Annotated in this window: 14 protein-coding genes and 1 pseudogene; 9 read left to right on the top strand and 6 right to left on the bottom strand. The window is 60.1% G+C overall.

Annotated features, from left to right (window positions below; genetic code table 11):
- Window positions 1-41 precede the first annotated feature (41 nt).
- Window positions 42-1,631 (top strand): arylsulfatase, encoded by a 1,590-nt coding sequence (locus tag AC193Q_RS05260; RefSeq protein WP_121185238.1) that lies wholly within the window; start codon window positions 42-44, stop codon window positions 1,629-1,631.
- A 211-nt stretch (window positions 1,632-1,842) separates the two neighbouring features.
- Window positions 1,843-4,347 carry a fused MFS/spermidine synthase gene (locus AC193Q_RS05255; protein ID WP_121185236.1) on the top strand — a complete coding sequence of 835 codons (2,505 nt, stop codon included), beginning with the start codon at window positions 1,843-1,845 and terminating at the stop codon, window positions 4,345-4,347.
- Window positions 4,348-4,480: 133 nt separating this feature from the next.
- Here the strand turns inward: AC193Q_RS05255 and AC193Q_RS05250 are convergent, their stop codons facing one another.
- A complete protein-coding gene (locus AC193Q_RS05250; RefSeq protein ID WP_121185234.1) occupies window positions 4,481-5,158 on the bottom strand; it encodes a DUF3313 domain-containing protein in 678 nt (225 codons plus the stop codon).
- 213 nt (window positions 5,159-5,371) lie between these two features.
- Between AC193Q_RS05250 and AC193Q_RS05245 the strand changes: the two genes are divergently transcribed.
- A complete protein-coding gene (locus AC193Q_RS05245) occupies window positions 5,372-7,732 on the top strand; it encodes a tetratricopeptide repeat protein (protein ID WP_121185232.1) in 2,361 nt (786 codons plus the stop codon).
- Between the two features lie 99 nt (window positions 7,733-7,831).
- Here the strand turns inward: AC193Q_RS05245 and AC193Q_RS05240 are convergent, their stop codons facing one another.
- From AC193Q_RS05240 to AC193Q_RS05230, 3 genes are all read right to left on the bottom strand, one after another.
- Window positions 7,832-8,806, bottom strand: a complete 975-nt coding sequence (locus AC193Q_RS05240) for a hypothetical protein (protein WP_108182587.1) — start codon at window positions 8,804-8,806, stop codon at window positions 7,832-7,834.
- Window positions 8,807-9,112: 306 nt separating this feature from the next.
- Window positions 9,113-9,592: a DUF934 domain-containing protein gene (locus AC193Q_RS05235; protein WP_095666680.1), complete on the bottom strand. Its 480-nt coding sequence runs from the start codon at window positions 9,590-9,592 to the stop codon at window positions 9,113-9,115.
- Window positions 9,589-11,262 (bottom strand): nitrite/sulfite reductase, encoded by a 1,674-nt coding sequence (locus AC193Q_RS05230; RefSeq protein ID WP_121185230.1) that lies wholly within the window; start codon window positions 11,260-11,262, stop codon window positions 9,589-9,591. Before AC193Q_RS05230 ends, AC193Q_RS05235 begins: the two co-directional genes overlap by 4 nt.
- Window positions 11,263-11,606: 344 nt before the next feature.
- Here AC193Q_RS05230 and ccoN point away from each other — a divergent pair, with 344 nt between their 5' ends.
- Window positions 11,607-13,034 carry a cytochrome-c oxidase, cbb3-type subunit I gene (gene ccoN / locus AC193Q_RS05225; protein ID WP_047294666.1) on the top strand — a complete coding sequence of 476 codons (1,428 nt, stop codon included), beginning with the start codon at window positions 11,607-11,609 and terminating at the stop codon, window positions 13,032-13,034.
- Window positions 13,035-13,052: 18 nt separating this feature from the next.
- Window positions 13,053-13,271 (top strand): cbb3-type cytochrome c oxidase subunit 3, encoded by a 219-nt coding sequence (locus AC193Q_RS05220; protein WP_483879262.1) that lies wholly within the window; start codon window positions 13,053-13,055, stop codon window positions 13,269-13,271.
- A gap of 115 nt (window positions 13,272-13,386) precedes the next feature.
- On the opposite strand, the gene AC193Q_RS05215 is transcribed toward AC193Q_RS05220, so the two are convergent.
- Window positions 13,387-13,878 carry a hypothetical protein gene (locus AC193Q_RS05215; protein ID WP_047294136.1) on the bottom strand — a complete coding sequence of 164 codons (492 nt, stop codon included), beginning with the start codon at window positions 13,876-13,878 and terminating at the stop codon, window positions 13,387-13,389.
- Window positions 13,879-14,083: 205 nt separating this feature from the next.
- Between AC193Q_RS05215 and AC193Q_RS05210 the strand changes: the two genes are divergently transcribed.
- Complete coding sequence (locus AC193Q_RS05210; protein ID WP_483879261.1) at window positions 14,084-14,776, top strand: aspartate/glutamate racemase family protein; 693 nt, start codon at window positions 14,084-14,086, stop codon at window positions 14,774-14,776.
- A 21-nt stretch (window positions 14,777-14,797) separates the two neighbouring features.
- Here the strand turns inward: AC193Q_RS05210 and AC193Q_RS05205 are convergent, their stop codons facing one another.
- On the bottom strand, window positions 14,798-15,307 hold the full coding sequence (locus AC193Q_RS05205; RefSeq protein WP_095666684.1) for a GNAT family N-acetyltransferase: 510 nt from the start codon (window positions 15,305-15,307) through the stop codon (window positions 14,798-14,800).
- A 387-nt stretch (window positions 15,308-15,694) separates the two neighbouring features.
- Between AC193Q_RS05205 and AC193Q_RS05200 the strand changes: the two are divergent.
- From AC193Q_RS05200 to AC193Q_RS05190, 3 genes and pseudogenes are all read left to right on the top strand, one after another.
- Window positions 15,695-16,065, top strand: a pseudogene (locus tag AC193Q_RS05200) (DUF6124 family protein).
- 184 nt (window positions 16,066-16,249) lie between these two features.
- On the top strand, window positions 16,250-18,691 hold the full coding sequence (locus tag AC193Q_RS05195) for a hypothetical protein (protein WP_483879260.1): 2,442 nt from the start codon (window positions 16,250-16,252) through the stop codon (window positions 18,689-18,691).
- A gap of 462 nt (window positions 18,692-19,153) precedes the next feature.
- Entirely contained in the window at window positions 19,154-19,525 is a 372-nt protein-coding gene (locus tag AC193Q_RS05190) for a DUF6124 family protein (RefSeq protein WP_047294128.1), read from the top strand.
- The last annotated feature ends 29 nt before the right edge of the window (window positions 19,526-19,554 follow it).

Raw genomic sequence — 19,554 nt, 5'->3', positions numbered from 1 at the left:
CGTAAGTCGCAATAAACGACCCCCGAAAAGGAGCAAGTCAGATGACTCGCATACGCAAATGGCTGCCGAAACTTGCCCTGGTGGCAACCTCGGTGATGGCGCTGTCGGCGACCGCCACAGCGGCTGAAAAACCCAACATTCTGGTGATCTTTGGCGATGACATCGGCCAGACCAATATCAGCGCCTATTCCATGGGCGTGGTCGGCTACAAGACCCCGAACATCGACCGGATTGCCAAAGAAGGCATGATGTTCACCGACTACTATGCCGAGAACAGCTGCACAGCTGGGCGATCGTCGTTCATCACAGGGCAGACGCCGCTGCGAACCGGCCTGTCGAAGGTCGGCTTGCCAGGTGCAACTGTCGGCCTGCAAAAGCGTGACATCACCATTGCCCAGGCCCTCAAGTCCCAGGGCTACGCCACGGGTCAGTTCGGTAAGAACCACCTCGGCGACCGCGATGAGTACCTGCCGACCAACCATGGCTTCGACGAGTTTTTCGGCAACCTGTATCACCTCAACGCCGAAGAAGAACCTGAGCGTCCGAACTGGCCCAAGGACAATCCCGAATTCACCAAGGCCTTCACGCCGCGTGGGGTGATCCACAGCTTCGCCGACGGCAAGATTGAAGACACCGGTGCCCTGACCACCAAGCGGATGGAAACCATCGACGACGAAACCACCGCCGCGGCCCAGGCGTTCATCGAAAAACAGGCGAAGGCGGACAAACCGTTCTTCGTCTGGATGAACACCACCCGCATGCACTTGTTCACTCACGTGCGTGATTCGATGAAAGGCCAGAGTGGCATGGCCGGTAACGAATATGCCGACGGCATGATCGAGCATGACGGCGACGTCGGTAAACTGCTGAAAACTCTCGACGACCTGAAAATTGCCGACAACACCATCGTTGTCTACACCACCGATAACGGCCCGAACCAGTTCTCCTGGCCGGACGCGGCGACCACGCCGTTCCGTAACGAGAAGAACTCCAACTGGGAAGGTGCCTATCGCGTACCGGCTATGGTCCGCTGGCCGGGCAAGATCAAACCGGGTGAAGTGTCCAACGAACTGTTCTCGGGCATGGACTGGTTCCCTACGCTGCTCGCCGCTGCGGGCGAAGCCGATGTGAAAAACAAACTGCTCAAAGGCTGGGCACCCACTTCCGGTGGCACCAGCTTCAAAGTGCACCTGGACGGTTACAACCAACTGCCTTACCTGACGGGCCAGGCACCGAAGAGTGAGCGCCGTGAGTTCTACTACTTCAACGACGACGGCGTGCTGGTGTCAATGCGTTACGACAACTGGAAAGCGGTGTTCTGCGAACAACGTGCCCCCGGTGGTTTCAAAGTCTGGAGCGAGCCTTTCGTGTGCCTGCGGGTACCGAAAATCTTCAACTTGCGCATGGACCCCTATGAGCGCGCCGACGTGGTTTCCGATCAATACTATGACTGGACCACCAAGAACGTTTACCTGACCGAAGTGGCAGTGATGAAGTCGGCAGAGTTCCTGCAAACCTTCGTCGATTACCCACCAAGCCAACGGCCGGCGAGTTTCAGCATCGACCAGATCCGTCAGGCGGTGGACGCCAAAATCGCTGAAAAAATGAAAGCGGCTCCGGCTGCACAGTAAGACCGTTGAACTGCCGCCCGCCCTCATCGGCGGGCGGCCCTGATTTTCACCTGAGACCGTGCGGGACCCAATCGCTGGCAAGCCAGCTTCCACAGGTATTTCTGTCGACCACAACATGAGTGTTCACTGAAGATCCCTGTGGGAGCTGGCTTGCCAGCGATGAGGCCCGCACCGTCACAGATATTGTGTGATTTGAACAAGGCCCCCCCGCATGTCCTCACGTATCGCCAGCAAGCCGTCGGCCATACCCACCGCCCGAGCCGCCACCCCGGCGCTGCTGATCCCCGCCCTGCTGTTGTGCATCTCTGGCGCCGCCGCGCTGGTATATCAGGTGCTGTGGATCAAGCAGTTGTCGCTGGTGGTCGGCGTCGAGGTCTATGCCATCACCACCGGCATCAGCGCGTTTTTCGCCGGGCTGGCCATTGGCGGCTGGCTGTTCGGGCGCTGGGCTGATCGCTTGCAGCAACCGGTGCTGCTCTACGCCGGGCTGGAAGTGCTGGTGGCGATACTTGGTGTCGGCGCCACGGTTGCGATGAGCCTGGCGGCAAGCCCGTTTGCCTGGTTGCAAAGCCATGTCGGCCTGCTGGCCTGGCTGTTGCCATTCGCGCTGGTGGGGATTCCTGCGGTATTGATGGGCGGCACGCTTCCGGTATTGGTGCGCTCGCTGGCGGCTGACCCGGGCAAGGCCGGCGGTCAGCTGTATGCGGCCAACACCCTCGGCGCAATTGTCGGCACCCTGCTCGCCGCGTTCGTGCTGATCGCCACCCTCGGTGTGCGTGGCAGTGCGCTGTTTGCCGCAATGCTCAATCTGCTGGCCGCAACCGCTGCGCTGTGGCTGCAACGTCAGCGTCCGACGCCAGTTGCAGCGCCCGTCAAACCTCATACCGGGAAAGCCGCAGACCGCACCGCACTGTGGCTGTACGCCATCGCCGGCGGCGTGGCGCTGGGGTATGAAGTGGTCTGGTCACAGTCGATCGTGCAGTTCATGAGCACCCGCACCTACGCGTTTGCCGTGGTGCTCGCCACGTACCTGACCGGGCTGTTCATCGGCAGCGCCGTGCTCGCTCGTCGCGTCGAGCGCATTCGCGATCCGTGGGGCGTGTTCGGTCTGCTGATAGCCGGTGCCGGGCTGATCGCTTTGCTGGAAATTGCCCTGCTGGGGCGCTGGCTGGTGTTGGCGCAAAGTCAGGCCGAGCAGTGGGTGCTGGCGTTTGGCGCCAGCGAACTGGCCGGCATGAGCGCACGCTTTGCAGTGGCGGCGCTGAGCATCGTGTTCGTGCCGACGCTGTTGCTCGGCGCAGCGTTTCCGCTGGCGCTGCGGCTGAGTGTGGGTCTCGAACGAATCGGTCGTGACGTGGGTGCCGTGGTCGCGTTCAACACGCTGGGCGGGATTGTCGGGGTGATGCTCTGCGGTTTTCTGCTGATTCCGCTGCTGGGGCTGGTGCGCACGCTAGGCCTGCTGGCAATCATCGCGGCCGGCACTGGCTACTTGGCTGTGCGCAAGGGTCACCACGTCAAAAAAGGCCGACGTCAGGCAGTGGTCGCGTTGGGCCTGGTATCGGTGGTATTGGCCGTACTGACGCCGGTCGACAAACTCGCCAGTCTGCTGCCCGGTGCGCGCAACGGCACGCTGGCGTTCTACGAGGAAGGCCGAGGCGGCACCGTGGCGGTGGTCGCTCAGGGCCGCGGTGAGAACAGCTTCCACCGCCTGTACATTCAAGGTGTGTCGAACACCGGCGATGCCATGCCGTCGCTGCGCTACATGCGCATCCAGGCCCTGCTGCCGTTGCTGATCCACAACGGCGAGCCACGCTCGACACTGGTGATCGGTTTCGGCACCGGGATCACCGCCGGCGCCCTGCTGCGCTATCCGGGCCTGGAACATCGGGTGGTTGCCGAGTTGTTACCGTCGGTGGTCAAGGCTGCGCCCCTGTTCAAGGGCAACTTCAATGCCGCCAGCGATCCGGGAATCGATGTGCGCCTTCGCGACGGTCGCCAGGAACTGCTGCGCAGCCCGCAGACCTACGACCTGATTACCCTCGAACCGCCACCGCCGTCGGCAGCCGGCGTGGTCAATCTGTACTCGCGAGACTTCTATCAGTTGGCGGCCAGTCGGCTGGAGCAACACGGCATCGTCGCGCAGTGGTTACCGTTGCCGACCCAGAACATCGACGACTCGCGCGCACTGGTACGCAGCTTCCTCGACGTGTTCCCGTATGCCTCGCTGTGGACCAGCGAGTTCCACGAGATGCTGCTGGTCGGTTCGCTGCAGCCGATGCAACTGGACGCGGCGAAAATCACCGAGCGCTTCCAGCAGGCCAGCGTGCGCAGCACTTTGCAGGATGTCGGGATTGGCTCGGCGGCCGCGTTACTCGCGACCTGGGTCACCGATCGCGCAGGCCTTGAACGTTTCGCAGCCAATGCCCCGGCGGTCACGGACGATCAGCCCCGGATCGAATACGCGCCATGGGTACGCAGCAAGGAAATCACTCGGGTGTTGCCGGCACTGCTGGACTTGTATCAGCCACCGCCGCTAGTGAATGCCGATGCCGGGTTCACTGAGCGACTGGAGACGCAGCGCCAGCGCCTGATGCAGTTCTACCGCGCCAGCCTGCATGCGTATGACGGGGATCGGGATGCGTGGGGGCGGGATATGCGTGAGGTGATGCGTTGGGATGGCGGCAACCCGTATTTCCGCTGGTTTACCGGGCAATGATGTAGCGCCTGACCGAATGCCATCGCGGGCAAGCCCGCTCCCACTTGGACCGATGTGAATCAATAATCGCATTCACAGCACAGAACCCTGTGGGAGCGGGCTTGCCCGCGATGAGGCCATCAGCCCCGCTGCATTATTTAGCCTCTGCCTTGAGCTTCACATACATCTGATGCATGTCATTGGCCCAGCCATCAATCACCGGTTTGACGTCAGTGGCCTTCATGGCTTGCGTGTCGTTCTCCAACGGTTTGCCGGTGCCTTTGCGCACCACCTGCGCCACGACCTTGTTGTTCGCACCGTCAAGGAACACCGCTTCGGTGGCCAGCGTGGTTTCCTGATCACGGATACCGCTGGCAGTGCTGACGGCTGCCGCCACCAGAGCCACCGGGATCACTTCATAAGCGTGCAGGCCTTCGGTCTTGCTGCTCACAGCAGTGATGGCCGCACGCACCACAATCACGCCTGGGCCAGGGCCATTGGCCAACGGCAGATCCTTGCTGATTTCACGCTTGAGCGCCTGATCGTAATAGGAGGTGATGCCGTTGAGGGTCTGTTGGGAAATCTTCGCGGTCGGTTGCGGCTTTGGATAGAGCTGGGTCGGCTCGATGTACACGCTGGTGAACTTGCTGATATCCACTTTCGGATCAATCCAGCGCATCACCTCGGCACCGGACGGCGACTTGGCCTCCTTGAGCTGGCTGTAGTCCTTGAGAAAGCCGGAATACTCATCGGGAGCGACGGTTTTGCTGGAGCAACCCACCACGCCAAGGGTGGCAATGCAGAGGGTGCCCATCATTACTGCTAGCTTCATGCTGTAACTCCTGTCAGAAGGCCTGAATGTATTGCGTAGGGGGAGTTACAGGTATAGCTAAAACCGCGGCAATTGCGCTGAAAACCAGAAAATTCAGACAACACCGGGCGCCGTGTCACAACTGACGTTTGACAGATGGCGGGCATCCGGCAAAGCTGCATCAAGCTTGAACGCACGCCAGCAGGCCAATGCACCTGGACCATGGAAGTCGTAATGCCCAAGCATAAAAATAACGTCGTACCGCCTGAACCTGATTCGTCCCGACCGTCCCTTTCGCGTTATCTGTTCCCTCTCACCATTGGCGTGCTGCTGGCCGCTGTGGCGGGCATTGGCTGGTTTCTGTTCAGCCCTGCGCCCGCGCCGTACAAGGCCCCGCCGATCAGCGCGGCGGCGCCTGTCGTCGCCAGACCGCAACCGGTGGCACAGAAGCCCGCCAGCATGGTCGATGAGCAACAATGTCAGGGCTGCCATACTGAGCAGGTCAAGGACTGGCAAGGCTCGCATCACCAATTGGCGATGCAGCCAGCGAATGCCGACACCGTGCTTGGCGACTTCAACAACGTCACCTTCAGGGCCGAAAACGAGACCACCCGGTTCTCCCGCAAAGACGACCAGTTCCAGGTCAATACGCCGGGTATCGATGGCAAGAACGCTGACTTCAAAGTCGCCTACACCTTCGGCATTGCACCGTTGCAGCAATACCTGATCGACGTCGGCGAAGGTCGTTTGCAGGCGCTCGGTGTGGCGTGGGATACCGAGAAACACCGCTGGTTTCACCTCTATCCCGGCCAAGGCGTGAATTTCAAGAATCCGCTGCACTGGAGCAAGCCCAGCCAGAACGCCAACTTCATGTGCGTCGAATGCCACACCACTGGCTTCAAGCGCAATTTCGATGCGGCCAGCAACACGTTCAACAGCCAGTGGAACAGTCTCGGGGTTGGCTGTCAGGCCTGCCACGGCCCGGCCTCGAATCACCTGGAGTGGACGCAGAAAAAAGACGACCTGATCCACAAGGGTTTTGCCGTCGACCTCAAGGACAAGAATGCTACCGTCGAAATCGAAACCTGTGCCCGCTGCCATGCGCGCCGTGCGCCGCTGGGCGATGGCTTCACCGTCGGCAAGCACTTGATGGACGACTACCTGCCGAGCACTCTCACCCGCGAACTGTATGCGCTGGACGGCAAGATCAAGGATGAGGTGTTCGAGCACGGTTCGTTCCTGCAGAGCAAAATGTTCGACAAAGGGGTGCGCTGCAGCAATTGCCACAACCCGCACAGCAGCGAACTCAAGGCGCCGGGCAACGCGGTGTGTCTGCAATGCCACAACACGGCGGGCAAGACCTCGGTCGAAGGTGTCGATGGCAAGGGCCTGCAAGCGAAGAACTACGACTCCATCGAACACACCCGCCACACCCCGGGCCAGCCCGGCTCGCAGTGCGTGGATTGCCACATGCCCGGCAAGTTCTACATGGGCAACGACTGGCGCCATGACCACAGCTTCAGCATCCCCAACCCGGAACGCGCGCAAAAACTCGGTACGCCCGATGCGTGTCTGAGCTGCCACCAAGGCAAGGCCGGTGACAAGGTCACCGCGCAATTCAAGGTGTGGAACGCCTCCGCGGCGACCCCACAGGCACCGCGCTATGACGAGAGCCTGTGGCTGATTCGCAACGGCCAGCCCGGCGCAGCAAACGCTCTGTATGAGCAATTGCAGCGCAGCGATCTGCCGGCGATTCAGCGGGCAACGTTGCTGACTGAACTGCCGCTGTATCCGAGTGATCAGGCTTTGAAACTGGCGACTCAGAATCTGAAAGATCCAGCGCCGCAGGTTCGCGAAAGCGCGGTGCGCGCCATCAGTGCCTTCCTGCCGCCCGCCGAGCGCGCCTCGTTGCTGACACCGCTGCTCGGCGATCCGGTGAAAGCCGTGCGCATCGTCGCGGCGCGGGACCTGCTCAGCGTGGCGCGCAACAACGGCCTCGGCGCCGCACAGCCCCATTGGGACGCGGCGATTGCCGAGTATGAGGCGGTGCAGAACAGTCTCGCGGAACGGGCCGAGGCCAACCTGAACCTGGCAATGCTGTATCAGGCCAGTGGCCGTGCTGCCGAGGTCGAAGGGTTGCTGCGCACCGCACTCAAACGCGATCCGGATTTCTACCCGGCGCTGGTGACGCTGGTGCAATGGCTGGAGGCCAATGGTCGGGTTCAGGAAGCGCAGACCCTGCTGGACGACGGCCTCAAGGCGCACCCGGACGCTGCATTGCTGCAGCACACCCGTGGCCTGTCATTGATCCGCGCCGGCAAGACTGCCGAAGCCATGACCGCGCTGCACAAAGCCGCACAACTGGAGCCGCAGAACCCGCAGTACGGTTACGTGCTGGCGGTGGCGTTGCACGACAGTGGCAAGGTGACCGAGGCGTGTGACGAGCTGGAGCGTCTGCTCAAAGTCCAGCCGGCGAACCGCAATGCCCGTCTGTCGCTGATCCAGTACTACCTGGAGAACGGCCAGGAGCCGAAGGCCCAGGTGCTGTTGCAGGGGTGGAAGAAGATGAACATGGGCGATCCGGCGCTGAAATAAAGCGCCCTGTAGGAGCTGCCGCAGGCTGCGATCTTTTGATGTTGCTTTTAAAAGATCGCAGCCTGCGGCAGCTCCTACAGGGTCATGTTCAGGCCTGTGTCACCAGGAGGATGTCGCCCCGCTCTTCAACGCCATCTCCCGGCGACTGTTGGCGCGCATCGCCTTGATCAGCGACACCGAGCCCACCAGCAGAATCGCTGCGCCAAACAGGAAGTCGATGTTGTACAGCTGGAAGTCCTGCACCGGTCCCACCAGCAGCACGCGCACCACGGCAATCGCCACCAGCGTAGCGAGGAAGTCGATCCCCGGTTCGTCGCGATAGAACACGTGCAGCAGCGGCAGGCACAGCACCAGCAGCAACAACAGCACCACAACCTTGAACGAGCCTTTGCGCTCGACGCTGAACGCGCATTCGTGCGGGCCGTAGGCCTTGTAGTCCTCGTCGCGGATCATCGAGTTTTTCTCGTTGATGTACTCGACTCGGTTGTATTTCTGAATCGGGGTGAAGGTGTTGGACAGGTCCATCAGCGTGGTGATGTTCTTGAAGCGCAGGTCGATGCGCTCGCTGCCCTTGAGGTAATACAGCACCGGTTTGTAGCCGTAACGATAGGTGTCGAACGGAAAGTCGGTGACCTGACCCTGCACGCCGATTGGCCGTGGTTCAAGCTCGGCGTAGGCGCTTTTGGTCGGTGAGGCGAGGTTGCGGCTCAGCGGCTGAACCTTGACCTGCTCGAGGAAGATCGGCGTGACGCCGTAGGACCACTGTAACGGTTCGAGGCGCAGACGCAGTTCGTTGCGACCCAGATCGTAGCGGTTAAAGGTGCGTTCGGAGACCACCAGCGAGCCACTGAGCATGAACTCGCCGCGCAGGTTGTTGGTGACGCGCAGGGTCAGTTGATCCTTGCCCAACAGCGCCGCTTCAGTGGACGGCGGCGTGCCGCACCACGCGGTGCTTTCACCGGCGCCGCCCAACTGGCCGTCGCGGTTTTCCTTGAACACATAGAAGTAACTGGCCCACAGCGTCAGCATCAACAGCAACGCCGTGAGGCCCAAAATCTTTTTGCCCGCACTCACTACCCAGACTCCCTTCTTCGTTCCGTCGTCCAGCCGAAAACCCGCTGGCGACGGCGACTCTACCAAAAGGCCAGCATCGACCCAAGGGAAAATCCGGGAATGGTGCGGGGTGTAAGGGTTTCCCCTGTATAGAAGGGGCGCTAGACAATTGTGGTGAGGGGATTTATCCCCGACCGGCTGCGCAGCGGCCGCAGAACCAGCCAACAGGTTTTAGCTGAAGAAATGCTTCGGCAGATTTTAGGTCTGCTTCGCAGCCCATCGGGGATAAATCCCCTCACCACAAAGTATCTATCAAGCAATGGATATTCAGCGTCTGCGGAATAGCGGGCGCGGCTCGATCACCGAGCGGCCGTACAGCACGCTCATCCCCGCCAGGCCCTTGAGCGCATCTTCGGCCGACTTGTCCTCGCGCACTGCGAAGCTGTCGAATCCGCATTGGCGCATATGGCTGAGCTGGTCACGCAATACATCGCCAATCGCCCGCAACTCACCGCTCCAGCCAAACCGGCTGCGCAGCAGATAGGCCTGACTGTAGGCGCGACCATCGCGAAAGCTCGGGAAATCCAGGGCAATCAGCGGCAGCGAAGCCAGCCACGGCACCACGCTTTCAACGTCGTCGTCCGGCCCCAGCCACACCGCGTGCGTCGACGGCGATTGCAGCCAGTGCGCCAGCGGCAGGATCAGCAATCCTTGCGGCCTGCCCTGCTCCGGCTCGCGGATCAGCGTCCACGGATCATCCTCGACCTGCCGCGCCACACCCTGCTCCAGCCGCAGCAGATTGTTCATGCCGACACCTCCAGCGCTTTCGGGTAGACCCGCTCCTTGAACGGCTCCAGGCCAATGCGCGCCACGGTGTCGACAAATAACTCCTCGCTTTCGCGGTATCGCACGAAGGTGCCGATGATCCGCTCGATCACCTGCGGCACCTCCGCCGCGCTGAAGGACGGGCCGATGACTTTGCCCAATGCGCTGTGTTTGCCCTGCGCGCCGCCGAGGGTGATCTGGTACCACTCGCTGCCGTTCTTATCGACACCGAGAATGCCGATATTGCCAATGTGGTGGTGGCCGCAGGCGTTCATGCAGCCGGAGATGTTCAGGCTGATGTCGCCCAGATCGTGCAGGTAATCGAGGTTGGCGAAACGCGCCTGAATCGCCTGGGCAATCGGGATCGACTTGGCGTTGGCCAGCGCACAGAAATCACCGCCCGGGCAGGCGATGATGTCGGTCAGCAGGCCGACATTGGCGCTGCCCAGCTTGTGTTCGCAGGCCAGTTGCCAGAGCGCATACAGTTCAGACTTCTGCACATCGGGCAGAACGATATTCTGTTCGTGGGCAATGCGGATCTCGCCGAAGCCGAAACGCTCCGCCCAGTCGGCCACCGCCAGCATCTGCAACCCGGTGACATCCCCCGGGGGCGCACTCAGGCCGGGTTTGGTCGACAGCACTACGCTGGTGTAACCCGCTTTCTTGTGCGGCTGCACATTGCGCGCAACCCAGCGAGCGAACGCCGGGCTTTCGGCCAGACGCGTGCCGAAATCCAGATCGGTATCGGCCAGGGTGTGATAGATCGGCGGCACGAAGGCACTGGCGACTCGCGCATATTCAGCCTCGGTCAACTGCGCCGGGCCGTCCTTGAGGTGTTGCCATTCTTCCTCGACCTCTTTGGCGAACGCCTCGATGCCCAGCGCCTTGACCAGAATCTTGATCCGCGCCTTGTACTTGTTGTCGCGCCGGCCGTGGCGGTTGTAGACCCGCAGGATCGCCTCGACGTAGGACAGCAGATGCTGCCACGGCAAACCTTCGCGGATCTGCACACCGAGAATCGGCGTGCGCCCCAACCCGCCACCGACGATCACACGCAACAGCATTTGCCCGTCGCGCCCCGGATAAAGATAGAGGCCGATGTCATGCATCATGATCGCCGCGCGATCCTGTTTTGCCGAGCAGATGGCGATCTTGAACTTGCGTGGCAGGAAGAGGAATTCCGGGTTGATCGTCGACCATTGCCGGAGGATTTCTGCCAGCGGGCGCGGATCGATCAGCTCGTCCGCCGCGACCCCGGCGAAGGCTTCGGTGGTGATGTTGCGCACACAGTTGCCGGAGGTCTGGATCGCATGCATGTTGACCTGCGCCAGACGTTCAAGGATGTCCGGCACCTGCGCCAGTTCGATCCAGTTGAATTGCAGGTTCTGCCGCGTGGTGAAGTGGCCGTAACCGCGATCGTAGTCGGCGGCGATGCTCGCCAGCGTGCGCATCTGCTCGGCACTCAGGGTGCCGTAGGGAATCGCCACCCGCAGCATGTACGCGTGCTTCTGCAGGTAGAGGCCGTTTTGCAGGCGCAGCGGCAAGAACTCCTCTTCGCTCAATTCACCGGCCATGAAGCGCTCGACCTGATCGCGAAACTGCGCAACGCGCTCGAACACCAATGCGCGGTCGTAATCGTCGTATTGATACATGTGCCTGCCCCACCTCATCAATTAATTCTGTGGGAGCGAGCCTGCTCGCGAATGCGGTGTGTCAGGCAACTGCATTGTTGGCTGACACACCGCATTCGCGAGCAGGCTCGCTCCCACAGTTTTCGTAAAGGCACTATGGACGAGCAGCGCAGCACGCAACAGATTCACCTGAAACGATAAAAACCGTATCAGGACGCGGCGGAACGCCGCAGGCAGCACTCCAATCTGATCCGCACAAATGAAATATTCCTGAGCCTGTTTTGTTTCTGGCGGTATTCCTACAGTGCAGCTCGTGCCAGACCAGGGTGGCCTGGCAAGACTTTGCAACCGTGGAAGAACTGACCATGAGCACAGCAACAATCGGACAGGCTTATAACTACAAGGTCGTCCGCCAATTCGTTATCGCGACGGTGTTCTGGGGTGTCGTCGGCATGGCGATGGGGGTATGGATCGCCTCGCAACTGGTGTGGCCGGACATGAACCTCGACCTGCCCTGGACCACCTTCGGCCGCTTGCGGCCATTGCACACCAGCCTGGTGATTTTCGGTTTCGCCGGCAGCGCGCAATTCGCCGCCAGTTACTACGCGGTGCAGCGTACCTGCCAGGTGCGGCTGTATTCGGACAAGCTCGCCGCCTTCACGTTCTGGGGCTGGCAATCGGTGATCGTGATCATGCTGATCACCCTGCCGCTGGGCTACACCACCACCAAGGAATACGCCGAGATCGAATTCTCCGGCGCGGTGTGGATGGCGGTGGTCTGGGTGGCGTATGCCATCGTGTTTTTCACCACCGTGGTGCAGCGCAAGACCAAACACATCTACGTCGGCAACTGGTTTTTCGGCGCGTTCATTCTGGTGATCGCCATGCTGCACGTGGTCAATCACCTGTCGATTCCGGTGGACTGGTTCAAGTCCTATCCGGTGTATTCCGGGGCCACCGATGCCATGGTGCAGTGGTGGTACGGGCATAACGCGGTGGGGTTCTTCCTGACCACCGGCTTCCTCGGAATGATGTATTACTTCGTGCCGAAACAGGTCAATCGCCCGGTGTATTCCTACCGGCTATCGATCGTGCATTTCTGGGCACTGATCACCCTGTACATCTGGGCCGGCCCGCACCACTTGCACTACACCGCGCTGCCGGACTGGGCCCAGTCCCTCGGTATGGCAATGTCGCTGATCCTGCTGGCGCCGAGCTGGGGCGGGATGATCAACGGCATGATGACCTTGTCGGGCGCCTGGCATAAGTTGCGCACCGACCCGATCCTGCGTTTTCTGGTGCTGTCACTGGCGTTCTACGGCATGTCGACGTTCGAAGGCCCGATGATGGCGATCAAGACCGTCAACGCCCTCTCCCACTACACCGACTGGACCATCGGCCACGTTCACGCCGGGGCGCTCGGCTGGGTGGCGATGATCACCTTCGGCGCGACTTATCACATGGTGCCGAAAGTCTTTGGCCGCGAGCAGATGTACAGCACACCGCTGATCAACCTGCACTTCTGGCTGGCGACCATCGGTACGGTGCTGTACATCGCCTCAATGTGGGTCAACGGCATCACTCAGGGCCTGATGTGGCGGGCGATCAACGAGGACGGCACGCTGACCTACTCGTTTGTCGAGGCGCTGCAGGCCAGTCATCCGGGCTTCATCGTGCGCTTTGCCGGCGGGGTGTTCTTCCTCAGCGGCATGCTGCTGATGGCCTACAACGTCTGGCGCACGGTGCGGGTCGCCGACGTGGCGCTGGCGCGCAGTCAGGCGCAGATCGCCTGAGGCCGGGAGCTGAAGAGGATGGATATTTTCTTGAATTTGCTGGGCGTGGTGTTTCTGTGGCTGGCGGTGGAGTACTGCCTGCGCCACCAGACGGCGGAAAGCCTCGACGATGCGAGCATGGTGCCATTTGCCGATGATCCGGAGGTGGCACGGCGGGTGGAACTGGCGACCGGAAAACCCGTGAAAGCGGTGGCGCCGGAAGAGGCGAAACCGGGCTGGATCAACCTGGAGATGTAGCCCCACCACCGCCCCTGTAGGAGCTGCCGCAGGCTGCGATCTTTTGATTTTGATTTTCTAAAAACAAGATCAAAAGATCGCAGCCTTCGGCAGCTCCTACAGGGTTTGTGGCGGGTCAGGCGCGATCGCGGGGAATCAGGCTCTGCAACTGCTGCGCGAGAAAGTCTGCATCAAACACAAAGGTGTCCGGATCCTTCAGGCCATTGGTCTTGCGCCACTGCCACTCGCCGCTCGGTAATCCCACCAGCGAAATGCTGCCATAGCGCGCCGCGGTCAGGCCCATCACCGCCAGGGAAATCTGCCCGGCGCTGCCCATCACGTCCGGCACGAATTCCACCATTTTGCCGGCAATCACGATGCTCAGTTTCTCGGTCTTGAAGGTCGAGGTTTCTACCGGAGTGCTCGGCCCGAATGCGACGTAAGCTTCGCGGCTCACCGCCAGCAGGTTCGGTGCCTGCACCGGTTCCAGCCATTGCTGGATCTGGCCGAACAGTTCGGTGATGCGGCTGGCCCACGCCTGCGACTGGGTTTCGAACAGTTGCTTCTTGTGCGCTTCACTCTCGGCATAGTGACGAAGCATTTCGCCCAGTTGTTGTACGTCGTTCATCGGTACGTTCCTCGGGGAGAGCCTGCGAGAGTCGATAGTGACAGATCGAGGCGCCGGCGTACGTTTAACCTCGAACGCCGACACCGTGACACTTGGCAAATGGATCAACGGTACAGTTGCTTTGTACTGGCATCCGTCGTGCAACCGATGGACACTCGGCCGGAGCCCGACTTTTCCAATACGGGCCATTGAACGAGGAACTTCAATGCGTACCATCGGCTTGATCGGCGGCATGAGCTGGGAATCCAGCGCTGAATATTATCGACTCATCAATCAACAGGTCCGCGACCGCCTCGGCCCGCTGCGCTCGGCGCAAATCCTGATGTACAGCGTCGATTTCGGTCCGGTCGAACAGGCCCAGCATGCCGGGCGCTGGGACGATGCGGCGGCGATTCTAGTGGATGCCGCGCGCAGGCTGCAGGCCGGCGGCGCCGAATGCGTGGTGCTGTGTACCAACACCATGCACAAGGTCGCAGAGCAGATTCAGGCAGCGATCAGTATTCCGTTCCTGCACATTGCCGAACCGGCAGCGCAGGCCGCGCTGAATATTGATGCGCACACGGTGGGCCTGCTCGGCACGGCATTCACCATGGAGCAGGACTTTCTCAAGCAGCGGCTGATTGCGCAGGGTCTGACGGTACTGGTGCCGGACGACGTCGAGCGCAAGGACGTGCACCGGATCATCTACGACGAACTGTGCGTCGGAGTGATCAGTGACGAATCACGCAAAATCTATCAGCGAGTGATCGAATCGCTGACCGCGCGCGGTGCCCAGGCGATCATCCTCGGCTGCACGGAAATCGGTCTGCTGGTCAAACCCGAACACAGCGCCCTGCCCCTGCTCGACACCACCGAACTGCATGCGCAGGCGGCGGTGGCGTTTGCATTGAGCGACTGACTCCCACAGGATTTTTTTGGCTTATCGACGGCGCAGGCGGGCCATGCTCAGGGTGTCGACCCATTGCCCGTCGCGCACCGCGTAGTCACGGAACAGGCCTTCGTTCTCGAAGCCGAACTTGCGGTAGAGCCCGATGGCCGCCTCGTTGTCGGCGTACACCGAAAGCTCGACCCGGTGCAGGTTCATCCAGTTGTCCGCCACGTCCAGCGCCGCTGCCAGCAGCTTCGAACCGACGCCCTTGCCCTGCCACGCCAGCGCAACGGCCATGCCGACACTGCCGGCGTGGCTGCGACGAATCCGCGAAAAAGCCTCCAGTCCGAGATGCCCGATCACCGCACCTTGATGCAGCGCCACCAGTTTCACCATCCGCTCATTTTCCGGCATCAGTCGTTGGCGCCAGATCTCGGCAGACTGAAACGGCATCTGCAACACCTGCCGGGTCACGGCCGGGTCGTTGTAAAGCGCGGTGACGCCCTCGACGTGGGATTCGCTGAAGCGTTCGAGGTGAATGGCGGGGTTGTGCTCAGGCATGAAAGATCCCTCCTGGATCAGTGCGTGGCCGGTCACTTTAAACTGCTTCTTCACGGACTCGCCACGACTGTTTAAAGCCGTTGACCGAAACGTCCGGTGAGCCACAACGCCTTGCGCCATTGCCTACGCATCCGCCAGAATCCGCCGGCTTGTACGCCTTGAGGGCCGGCTCTATCGTTTCCGGGTCGCTGATGAATCAGCGATCGGGTTTAGCAGCTCGGCAATTCTCAAGGCACGCTGGTTTCGCCATTTCTGTTTTATGGCGGCTTGCGTGGGGCACTTCGGTGCGCCGGGATCCTTGAGCCTGGACTGCTAACCCGCGTACAGCCGCCACCCCATTCGTTTAGCAGCGATGGATGACGGCTCCATTTCTCAAGGAGCTTCACCATGAGCAAACCAACGCCAAACCCACCCGAACCGACACCACCTCGCCTTACGAATCCGTGGATTCGAAGACCTTCCACGAAGCCGCCGAACGCGCCCTCGACCACTACTTCAATCCCCTGCTCCCCAGAAAACCGCTGCTCAAACCCAACACCCGCTACCTCATCGCCCCCGGCATCGACAGCGAAGAACTGCTGGCCGACGCCTGCGAAACCCTGACCTCGGCTAAAACCATGGCCGCCGACTTCGCCGGGCTGGTGGACGGCTCGCATCGGCATGTGCTGCTGGGGATTGCGCAACTGATCATGCTGGCGGAACTGGCGGTGAACCGGGTGCTGGATAATCTGGATGTGGCGGCTGAACCTCAGCCCTGAGTGTTGAAACTGAAACGGCCCCTTCGCGGGCCGTTTGTGCGTCTGCAGGAAAACTGTTCATTGATGACCATTCGTCTTGAAACCACGCTCACCTGTCAGATCTGACAGGTGACGGTTCTCTTCTATCGCGGTGTGATGGGGCACGTCCCGAAGATAGCTACGCACCCTACGCCAGGAGAGCAGCATGAGCACGAGCATCAACATCAATTCGACACAGATCAGCGCCTTGCTCCAGCTATATCCGATGGCCATCCCGGGCGCAGTAGAAAACCTGCAACCGCCAGGGGCCTACCATCTCGGCATTCCCGAAAGCATTCATTCGCCATCCACCAAACTCTTCATGGTGATCGACCCGGTCACGTTGTTTTCTACTCCCTCTGAAGCAGGTAACTCCGTAAGGCTGTGGGTCAACGGCCAGGCGACATCCGTGATCAAGCCGATCAAGCCGGGCGAAGAGAACAACCGCATTTTTATGGAGTTGCTTTGGGGAGTGATGAAGGATGGCCTCAATACGCTGTACTACGAAGTCACCCGGGTCAGCGGTAATAAAGATCAATCCACCCCGATACTGAATGTGCTGTTCAACAACCCGGTCTCCGGTATCACGGTCAGCCATCCGGCCAGCATTGGCCCGGGGCAGCCGGCCACGTTCACCCTCACGCGCGACTACCCGCGCGAATATGACGTGATGACGCTGACCGTGGGGACGTGGAGCAAAACAATTCCCTACGTCCATCCTGCCAACCCGGTTACCTACACCCTGACGACCCTTGACCTCCAGCAGATCGGTGACGGTACTCGTTCAGTGAGCGCCACCAATGAAGATCAACTGAGTAACCTCAGAGTGTCGCCGACGACCTCCATCGTCATCACTGCCAACACACTTGTTTTACCGCCCCCTTCCGTCACAGGGCAGACAGGCAACAACTTCAATCCGACGTTGCAGAATGTCGAGGGAGTGGTGCCTGCGGGCACTTTGCTGCCCAGCGACAAGATCCACTTCGTGTGGGAGGGCGCGATCAGTGCGCCAGGGGCTTCCTTCACCAGTCCGCAACGCCTGGTCAGTGCCGGTCTGAAATTCGTGGTACCGCGCTCGGTGCTGGCCTACAGTCTGGGCAACGGGATCAAGGTCTCCTATGTCATCGAACGCAATGGTGTTACGACCTCGTCGAAAGTCTTGCCACTGAATATCCTGCCATTGCCCGCCACGGCGTTGGTCCCTCCGAAGATTGTGGAAGCGGACGCGAACAACGTGCTGGACGTTATCGCGCTGGGCGCGAAGAACGCGACGATTCACGCCTTGCTCTGGACGCTGATTGCCGATGGCATGCCGTGCTGGCTTTCGCTGGAGGGCAAGAAGGCGGACGGCACGGCGCACAATCTGGTCTTGTGGAATGGTCTGCCGGCGCGGGTCAATCCGACTTGGGTCAGCCAGGGTTTCTGGCCTCAAGCGTTGGTGAACAGTTACTTGAAGCAGCTGGGAGATGGCACTTCACTGATCATCAAGTTCGCGGTGTCGATGGACATGAGCAATGTCAGGGCGACGGCCGTGGAGTTTCCGGATCGGGCCTACATGATCAAGGCTGTGGCACTGGTCGTGCCGACCATCGGCAACGTGAACGAGGACACCGCCACCGGTAAACCTGTTGCGGGCGCAGGATTCACCACAGCGACCACGCTGGTGATTAGAGGCAAGCTGAGCCCTGACCAGCAGGGCGAGTTGTACGATGGCAGCGGCGCGAGCGCGAAGCCGTTGGGCAAGATGACCGCCAACCCGGCGGGAGACTATTCGATCACCATCACGGTCGCTCAGGGCGCCCATCGGTTCTACATTCAGTCGCTGTATCACCCCGGGACTGTGTACTCCAATGTCTGGACCCTGACTGTGGTGGCCAACGTCAACGCAATCATTGACTGGATAAAAGAAAACAGCGCCACCGGTGCACTCGTTCCGAAGGGAGGGTCGACCACGGCGACCACGCTGGTGATCAGCGGTAAAGCGAGTGCCGGTCACACGCTCCAGTTGCTGGATCATGCTGCCTTTAAAGCCACGATCCCGGTCGATGTTAAAGGCGTTTACACTTACACACTCACGGGCCAGGCACCGGGGGAGCACAGTTATACGGTAAAAGCGAATTATGGGAGTGGAGTGGAGTCTTCAGCGTGGGCTCTCAGAATTATCCTGTTTTCTCCACTATATGATCTGACTGACTTTAATGATCTATCAATGCGTGGTTGGATAAAAGGTCCTGCAGGTAGGGAACTCCAATTCTGGCCTACTCAAGATCGCCCTGGATATCATTTATTTAACAATACTTCCGGCTCGGGCTCTCATGCTGGAACAGTGTTGTCGAAGGAGTTTGAGGTTTTCAGCGGACGAACATATGAATTTAGAGTAACCGCAAAAAAAGTTAATCCCGGCACACCTAATGATGCACTTTTAGTTTTGTACATTGGAAATAGTGCTTCTTCAACATTTAGAATTTCCAGTAATCCGTTTCAGGATTATTCATTTAGAGCTGTGGCCCTGACAACGGGAAAAATTGCTTTTCAGATTGTCAATCTTCAAAGTGCTATGGATGGTAACGACTATGATATTGATAGCCTTCTGGTTCGATCATTGTGATTTTTTTGGGGAATGATAAAGGGGACGCATTTATTTAATTCTGAAGCGCTCGAAGTGAATGGCGGGGTCGTGCTCAGGCATGAGAAATCCCTCCTGGATCAGTGCGTGGCCGCTCAATGTAAACCGCTTCTTCACGGATTCGCCACGACTGTTTAAAGCCGTTGACCGAAACGTCCGGTAAGCCACAACGCCTTGCGCCATTGCCTACGCATCCGCCAGAATCCGCCGGCTTGTACGCCTTGAGGGTGGGCTCTATCGTCTCCGGGTCGCTGATGAATCAGCGATCGGGTCTCGCAGCCCGCGATCTCTAGACGCACAACATCCTCCAGTTTTATGGCGGCTGTACGTGGGAGACCCTCGGGTCTGCCGGTTCTAGAGTCCCGGTCTGCGACCCGCGTATAGCTGCCCCCCCCTTCGTATCGCAGCGAATCGTGGCGGCTCCATGACTCTGGAGATTCAATCATGATCAAACCAACACCAAACCCACCCGAAACCGACTCGACCTCGCCCTACGAAACCCTCGATTCAAAGAAATTCCACGAAGCCGCCGACCGCGCCCTCGACCACTACCTCAATCCGTTCCACCCCAGAAAGCCGCTGCTCAAACCCATCACCCGCTACCTCATCGCCCCCGGCATCCCGAATGAAGAACTGCTGGCCGACGCCTGCGAAAACCTGACCTCGGCCAAAACCATGGCCAGCGATTTCGCCGGGATGATCGATACGCCGCAGCGGCATGTGCTGCTGGGCATCGGGCAACTGATCATGCTGGCGGAACTGGCGGTGAACCGGGTGCTGGATAATCTGGATGTGGCGGCTGAACCTCAGCCCTGAGTGATGAAACCAAAACGGCCCCGCATGGG

It is taken from the genome of Pseudomonas sp. F2, from assembly GCF_057174385.1.
This window is presented reverse-complemented; position numbering and strand designations above follow the sequence as displayed.

What these genes read in the sequence shown, in the direction of transcription:
- AC193Q_RS05230 (WP_121185230.1), bottom strand. Translation starts at nt 11,262, where the DNA reads ATGTATCAATACGACGATTACGACCGCGCATTGGTGTTCGAGCGCGTT.
- ccoN (WP_047294666.1), top strand. Translation starts at nt 11,607, where the DNA reads ATGAGCACAGCAACAATCGGACAGGCTTATAACTACAAGGTCGTCCGC.
- AC193Q_RS05205 (WP_095666684.1), bottom strand. Translation starts at nt 15,307, where the DNA reads ATGCCTGAGCACAACCCCGCCATTCACCTCGAACGCTTCAGCGAATCC.
- AC193Q_RS05260 (WP_121185238.1), top strand. Translation starts at nt 42, where the DNA reads ATGACTCGCATACGCAAATGGCTGCCGAAACTTGCCCTGGTGGCAACC.
- AC193Q_RS05250 (WP_121185234.1), bottom strand. Translation starts at nt 5,158, where the DNA reads ATGAAGCTAGCAGTAATGATGGGCACCCTCTGCATTGCCACCCTTGGC.
- AC193Q_RS05255 (WP_121185236.1), top strand. Translation starts at nt 1,843, where the DNA reads ATGTCCTCACGTATCGCCAGCAAGCCGTCGGCCATACCCACCGCCCGA.
- AC193Q_RS05210 (WP_483879261.1), top strand. Translation starts at nt 14,084, where the DNA reads ATGCGTACCATCGGCTTGATCGGCGGCATGAGCTGGGAATCCAGCGCT.
- AC193Q_RS05220 (WP_483879262.1), top strand. Translation starts at nt 13,053, where the DNA reads ATGGATATTTTCTTGAATTTGCTGGGCGTGGTGTTTCTGTGGCTGGCG.
- AC193Q_RS05195 (WP_483879260.1), top strand. Translation starts at nt 16,250, where the DNA reads ATGAGCACGAGCATCAACATCAATTCGACACAGATCAGCGCCTTGCTC.
- AC193Q_RS05245 (WP_121185232.1), top strand. Translation starts at nt 5,372, where the DNA reads ATGCCCAAGCATAAAAATAACGTCGTACCGCCTGAACCTGATTCGTCC.
- AC193Q_RS05215 (WP_047294136.1), bottom strand. Translation starts at nt 13,878, where the DNA reads ATGAACGACGTACAACAACTGGGCGAAATGCTTCGTCACTATGCCGAG.
- AC193Q_RS05235 (WP_095666680.1), bottom strand. Translation starts at nt 9,592, where the DNA reads ATGAACAATCTGCTGCGGCTGGAGCAGGGTGTGGCGCGGCAGGTCGAG.
- AC193Q_RS05190 (WP_047294128.1), top strand. Translation starts at nt 19,154, where the DNA reads ATGATCAAACCAACACCAAACCCACCCGAAACCGACTCGACCTCGCCC.